At 66.0% G+C, this 2,409-nt stretch carries 3 protein-coding genes; all 3 read right to left on the bottom strand.

What is annotated here, in order from left to right:
* The coding region (locus AUC71_RS18965) for an isopentenyl transferase family protein (protein ID WP_280139332.1) at positions 1 to 112 on the bottom strand (112 nt) is incomplete at its 3' end.
* 28 nt (positions 113 to 140) lie between these two features.
* Positions 141 to 668 carry a hypothetical protein gene (locus AUC71_RS15505; RefSeq protein WP_069624970.1) on the bottom strand — a complete coding sequence of 176 codons (528 nt, stop codon included), beginning with the start codon at positions 666 to 668 and terminating at the stop codon, positions 141 to 143.
* Between the two features lie 158 nt (positions 669 to 826).
* The gene (locus AUC71_RS15500; RefSeq protein ID WP_204376757.1) at positions 827 to 2,236 is read right to left on the bottom strand and encodes a Do family serine endopeptidase; all 1,410 of its coding nucleotides are present in this window, start codon (positions 2,234 to 2,236) and stop codon (positions 827 to 829) included.
* Positions 2,237 to 2,409 lie beyond the last annotated feature (173 nt).

Genomic DNA, 2,409 nt, shown 5'->3' with positions numbered 1-2,409 from the left:
CCTGCATGGAGTCGGCGTTGATGATCATGCCGCCCAAGGCCCGCGCCAGCGCGAGCGCCGCCGGGGATTTGCCGCTTGCCGTCGGGCCGGCGATGAGGACGGCCTCGGTCATGGCGCGCCTTCGTACGTTTGCGGCGCGGTCATTTGGTGCAGAGCCAAGGCCGGCTCCACAGGCGGTAGACGCCCCAATAGGTGTTCTCGACGGCGAAGCCGAAGCCCAGCGACTCCTTGGCCCAGTCGCCGTCACCGCCGAGAGTGCCCCTCAAGTGCCGGCTGAACGCATACTCATCGTTCCACTTGCCTTTCTGCTCGGCAATGAAGGTCTCGATATAGTCGCCGATGGGGATCGGTTGCTCGGGCAGAGCCTCGGCTTCTGGTTTCGCCTTGAACAGGTATCCAAGCGCGCCCGTCGACACGATCCGCACCTGGTGGAGATAACGATCCTCGACGGTGTCGATCGTGGCGTCCCAGAACACCGCATAGGTCTTGGCTTTTCTATGGACGCCGATGATGTCGAGGGCCGCGCGCAGCTTGGCGAGATCGGCGTCGTCGTCGAAATAAAAAAGGCCGCCCGCCGGGTGCTGGGTGGGGGCGCTCAGGATCGGGTCGCGGCCCGGCGCGTCCCAGCCGTAGAAGCCCGGCTCCGGGCCATCGCTGTATGGGGTCACGATCGTCGGCGCGCCGAGGCCAAGCCCTTGGGGGAGCCATTTCGAAGATCGCCGGGCATGACGGTAAGCGCGCGCCCGGGCCAGTCATTGTCGAGTATGGTGACGCTTTCGGACGCTTCTCTCATGCAGAGGCCTTTCCGCTGCGTTTAAGACCAGCGTCAGCTCGTCGGCACGGCGACGAAGCGCAACTCGCCCTTGGCGTCGGACAGCAACAGAAGCACGCGGCCCCGGCCGGAGCGCTTCACGGCGCGCAACCGATCGATCACGTCGTGGGGCTGGTGCACCTCTTCCTGGGTGACCTCCACGATCACGTCGCCGGCCTTGACGTTTTTCCTGGCCGCCGGGCTGTCGGGCTCCACATCGGTGATGACCACGCCCTCGATCTTGTCGCTGATGGCGTATTTCTCGCGCAGGTCGTCGGTGAGCGGCGCGATGCTGAGGCCAAGGAGATCCTCGCCCTCGGGCGCCACCGGCAGCGTCTCCTCGATCTCGTCCTCTTCCTCCGCTTCGTCTTCAGGAAGCCGGCCGATCTTGACGGTGATGTTCAAGGTCTTCCCGCCGCGCAGCAGCTTCACCGGGACATCCTTGTCGATCGCGGTGCCGACCACGGCGCGCGGCAGATCGCGCATGCTGTCGATCTCTTGACCGTCGAAGTCGAGGATCACGTCTCCCGCTTCGATGCCTGCGGCGGCCGCAGGCCCGTCCGGCGCCACGGAGGCGACCAGCGCGCCCATGGGTTCGACCAGCCCCAAGCCTTCGGCGATCTCCTCGGTGACGCTTTGGACGTGCACGCCGAGCCAGCCGCGGCGCGTCTCGCCATATTCCTTTAGCTGGTTGAGGACCTTGGTCGCCGTATTGGAGGGCACGGCGAAGCCGATGCCGATCGAGCCGCCGGTCGGCGAAATGATGGCGGTGTTCACGCCGATCACCTCGCCCTCCATGTTGAACAGCGGGCCGCCGGAATTGCCGCGATTGATGGCGGCGTCGGTCTGAATGAAGTCGTCGTAGGGGCCAGCGTTAATGTCGCGTTTGGTGGCCGAGATGATGCCCACGGTCACGCTGCCGCCGAGGCCGAAGGGATTGCCGATGGCCATGACCCAATCGCCGACGCGCATGGCCGAGGAATTGCCGAAGGACACCGCCTTGAGAGGCTCCTTGGGCTCGACCTTCAGGAGCGCCAGATCGGTCTTGGGGTCGTGGCCCAGGATCTTGGTCACCTTCAGCTTGGAGCCGTCGACGAAGTTGACGATGATCTCGTCGGCGCCCTCGATGACGTGATTGTTGGTGACGATCAGCCCGGACGGGTCGATGACGAAGCCGGACCCGAGGGAGCTCACCTTACGGGGCATGCCGTCGGGCCCCTCGTCCTCGAAGAAATCGTCGAAGAATTCCTCGAAGGGCGAGCCTTTCGGGCCCTTGCGCATGGGGCCGGGCTCGCCCGGCCCTTGCAGCGTCTGGGTCGTGGAGATGTTGACCACCGCATCTTGCAGGCCTTCGGCGACATCGGCGACGGAGGCCGGACCGCGGGCAAGGCCGGGGACGGCCGCCAGCAGCAGGCAAAGCCCCATCGCCCAAGCCGCGCCCGTCCGCGCGCGGCGTCCTGCCTCGGCCTGGCGTTTCCCTCGACCCATCGCGTCAAGCACTCCCGCGTATCTTGCCGGCCGGGACCGGCGCGGGCGCCATTCTAGCGAAAATCGCAACGTGCGCGCAGGAAACCGTGGTGTGGGGGACTTCGGCATGC

This window comes from Methyloceanibacter marginalis (assembly GCF_001723295.1).
Lineage (GTDB): Bacteria > Pseudomonadota > Alphaproteobacteria > Rhizobiales > Methyloligellaceae > Methyloceanibacter > Methyloceanibacter marginalis.
This window is presented reverse-complemented; position numbering and strand designations above follow the sequence as displayed.

What these genes read in the sequence shown, in the direction of transcription:
- AUC71_RS15500 (WP_204376757.1), bottom strand. Translation starts at nt 2,236, where the DNA reads ATGGGGCTTTGCCTGCTGCTGGCGGCCGTCCCCGGCCTTGCCCGCGGT.